Source organism: Mesorhizobium sp. M5C.F.Ca.IN.020.32.2.1 (genome assembly GCF_004023105.1).
Classification (GTDB): Bacteria; Pseudomonadota; Alphaproteobacteria; order Rhizobiales; family Rhizobiaceae; genus Mesorhizobium; species Mesorhizobium wenxiniae.
Window position 1 is genome coordinate 1 of record NZ_RZSX01000647.1, and the last position, 3,773, is coordinate 3,773.

Annotated in this window: 2 protein-coding genes and 1 tRNA gene; all 3 read left to right on the top strand. The window is 61.8% G+C overall.

Annotated elements, in window-relative coordinates; all coding sequences use genetic code 11:
* Window positions 1-149: 149 nt before the first annotated feature.
* The 3 genes from phaC to EOA86_RS26205 all read left to right on the top strand — a co-directional run bounded on the left by phaC (window position 150) and on the right by EOA86_RS26205 (window position 3,727).
* Window positions 150-1,985 carry a class I poly(R)-hydroxyalkanoic acid synthase gene (gene phaC, locus EOA86_RS26195; RefSeq protein WP_128344350.1) on the top strand — a complete coding sequence of 612 codons (1,836 nt, stop codon included), beginning with the start codon at window positions 150-152 and terminating at the stop codon, window positions 1,983-1,985.
* 336 nt (window positions 1,986-2,321) lie between these two features.
* Complete coding sequence (locus EOA86_RS26200; protein WP_245497376.1) at window positions 2,322-3,464, top strand: YcbK family protein; 1,143 nt, start codon at window positions 2,322-2,324, stop codon at window positions 3,462-3,464.
* A 188-nt stretch (window positions 3,465-3,652) separates the two neighbouring features.
* Window positions 3,653-3,727 (top strand) — tRNA-Glu (locus tag EOA86_RS26205).
* Window positions 3,728-3,773: the final 46 nt, after the last annotated feature.

Here is a 3,773-nt window from a genome sequence, read left to right on the forward strand (position 1 = left end):
GTGCCAGAAAAACCAGTGGTAGAAAAAACAGCGTCGCCAATATTAATCGTCATATTGTTTCCTTGGCAGCCGAGGTAGAGCGCGTTGGACCCTGTCCGATGTCCCATGATAATATGTCAAGAAAACGCTTCGGGAGGAACCCGCCAACCATGTCCAAAACACCCGATTCGGGCAAAGCGGAAGATGACCAGGCTTCGACCGTCGAGCAATATCTGGTGAAGGACCCGGAGCGCTTCGCCTTGAACATGGCGCGCATGATCGAGCAGGCCGGCAAGGCGGCTTCCGCATGGGCCGAGCCGCGCGAAAAAGGCGACGTGCGCGATCATGTCGCCGAGCCGGTCGTCGACATGGTGAAGACCTTCTCCAAGCTCAGCGAATACTGGCTTTCCGACCCGCAGCGTGCCCTGGAGGCGCAGACGCGGCTGTTCTCCGGCTACATGACCGTCTGGGCCAACTCCATCCAGCGTCTCAGCGCCGGCGGCGAAGATGCCGAAGACGCGGTCAAGCCCGAGCCCGGCGACAAGCGTTTCCAGGACCCGGAATGGGGCCGCAACGCCTTCTTCGATTTCCTCAAGCAGGCCTATCTCGTCACCTCGCGCTGGGCGGCCGAGCTGGTCGAGCACGCCGATGGCCTGGACGAGCACACCCGCCACAAGGCCAGCTTCTACGTCAAGCAGGTGTCCAACGCCATCTCGCCGTCGAATTTCATCCTGACCAACCCGGAGCTGTTTCGCGAGACCGTCGCTTCGAATGGCGAAAACCTGGTGCGCGGCATGAAGATGCTGGCCGAGGACATCGCCGCCGGCAAGGGCGACCTGAAACTCCGGCAGGCCGATTATTCGCCCTTCGAGATCGGCAAGAACCTCGCCACGACGCCCGGCAAGGTGGTGGGCCGCAGCGATGTCGCCGAGATCTTGCAATACGATCCGGCGACCGAGACCGTACTGAAGCGGCCGCTACTGATCTGCCCGCCATGGATCAACAAATTCTACATTCTCGATCTCAACCCGCAAAAGTCCTTCATCCGCTGGGCAGTAGAGCAGGGCCACACCGTCTTCGTCATCTCCTGGATCAACCCGGACGAGCGGCACGGCACCAAGAGTTGGGAGGCTTATATCCGAGAGGGACTGCAATACGGCCTGGACACGATCGAAAAGGCCACCGGTGAAAAGGACGTCAATGCCGTCGGCTATTGCGTCGGCGGCACGCTTCTGGCTGCGGCCCTGGCGCTGATGGCGCAGGAAGGCGACCACCGCATCAAATCGGCCACCTTCTTCACCACGCAGGTCGATTTCACCTATGCCGGCGACCTGAAAGTGTTCGTCGACGAGGAGCAGGTTGCGGCCGTCGAAAAGGCGATGAACGAGAAAGGCTATCTCGACGGCACCAAGATGGCGACCGCCTTCAACATGCTGCGCTCGGGCGACCTGATCTGGCCCTATGTCGTCAACAACTACATGCGCGGCAAGGATCCCCTGCCCTTCGATCTGCTCTACTGGAACGCCGATTCGACCCGCATGGGCGCGGCCAACCATTCCTTCTATCTGCGCAACTGCTATCTCGAGAACAGACTTTCGCAAGGCATGATGGAGCTGGCGGGCCGCGTGGTTTCGCTGAAGGACGTCACCATCCCGGTCTACAACCTCGCCGCGAAGGAAGATCACATCGCGCCGGCGCTTTCGGTGTTCCTAGGTTCGAAGTATTTCGGCGGCGAAGTCGACTACGTCATGGCCGGCTCCGGCCACATCGCCGGTGTCGTCAATCCGCCGGCAGCGCAGAAATATCACTACTGGACCGGCGGCAAGCCGGGGGGCGACTTCGACCAGTGGATCGCCGAGGCCATAAACCATCCCGGCTCCTGGTGGCCGCACTGGCAACGCTGGGTCGAGGCGAAGGACAACACCCGCGTGCCGGCCCGCAAACCCGGCAAGCACATGAAAACTCTGGGCGACGCGCCAGGCACCTATGTCAAGGTGCGTGTGTAACCTTCTGTAATGTGTGGTGAGTTGACGCGCCGGTAAAAGAGGGCGAAATGGTGTCGTCAACCCTCAGGCAGTCTCGATTCCTCTTTAGCCGTCGAATTACTCTGGGGCTTGCGGATTTGACACAGGTCTCGTTTCCGTTCGGGGACAAGGATTTATTTCGGCGGGACGTTTCGACGCCGCCAATGACGTACCGGCCGGACATCGAGGGGGAATTTTGTTTTGAAATCAGTAGGATCGCGCCTCGCGAAGGGAGAAAGCCGCGCCATTGCGGCCGCGCTTTTCTCCGTGCTCCTGGCGTCCTGCACCTCGGCCGGCGACCCGTCTCTATCAGTCGGCATGCCCGGTTATAACGCCTCTGCTACGGATATCAGCACGGCCTCTGGTACCCAACAGGTCGCCGTTGATTCGTCGTCACAGATCACGACTTCACAGATGACGATGACCGCCGAGGGCGACGCAAGCCTTCCCGAGCAGGTCGGCTATGTGCCAATGGGCAAGCCGGGAACCCAGGGGGGAGCCCCTCAGGGAGGCGCCAAGTCCGATGCCGGCTTCCCCGTCACGGCTCCTGCGCGCGCAGACGCTGCTGCGGGCCAGACGCCGCAGCCCCAGCAACAGTCCGCGCAGACGGTTGAACAAGCCGATGCTGCAACGCAGAAGGCTGAAACCGCCGGTGCAGGCACGGCCGCGCCGAAGTCCAAGGCCGAGACCGCCGCACCGGCGATGAACAATCCGGTCTATGTGACCGCCGGAGAGCCGCAGCCGCAAGCCTATGCGCCGAAGAAGAAGGGGTTCCTCGCCTCTTTGTTCAGCGCCACGCCGGCCTCGGCGGCGCCTGCCCCGCAGACCAGCAACAGGTCGGGCGAGCAATCGACGGCGGCGCAGCCCAAGGCGGCGGCAAAGCCGACCATCACCTTGGCCTCGGCCAAATCGGCTGAAAAGCCGGTGCAACTGGCTTCGATCGGCGATACCAGCCATTTCACCGATGACGCGCTGCCAGGCGTACGCAAGACCGCACTCTTCGAGATCAAGCGCAAATCCGGCCTCGACGACGACAGCGACGTCGATCTGAACGAGGATGAAGGCGGCGCCTATCAGGTGGCATCCGCTGCCGGGCTTGCCCGGCTGGCGCCCAACGGTCTTTTGAAGCAGACCGAGAATGTCGACGTTGCCTGCCTGAAGCCTTCGCTGGTCCGCGTGCTCAAGACGATCGAGGGACACTACGGCAAGAAGATGATCGTCACCTCCGGCTATCGTGATCCGGCCCGCAACCGCCGCGCCAACGGCGCCAAGAATTCGCTGCACATGTATTGCGCTGCTGCCGACATCCAGGTTCCAGGCGTCTCGAAATCGCAGCTGGCAAGCTACATCCGCAGCATGCCCGGGCGCGGCGGCGTCGGCACCTACTGCCATACCGAATCCGTTCACATCGACGTCGGTCCCGAGCGCGACTGGAACTGGCGCTGCCGCCGGCGGCGGTAACGGCTGGTTCTCCCTCTCGTTATCGGCGTTCGCAGTGCGCCATCTGAGGACGGCATGCGCTGTGGCGTCGAACCGGGCTAAATCGTGGAAAATGCGCGGTTTTGCGGCCAATGAAAAAAGTTGTCGCAGGCGGCGGCAGACGGGTTGCCGGTTTGGTGCAACGCAACTATAAGCGCTCACATCTGAGCGCGCCCATCGTCTAGCGGTCAGGACACCGCCCTTTCACGGCGGTAACAGGGGTTCGATTCCCCTTGGGCGTACCAGACTTTTCAGGCACTTAGCCGAAAATCTCCGTTTCTTGTCCAATCC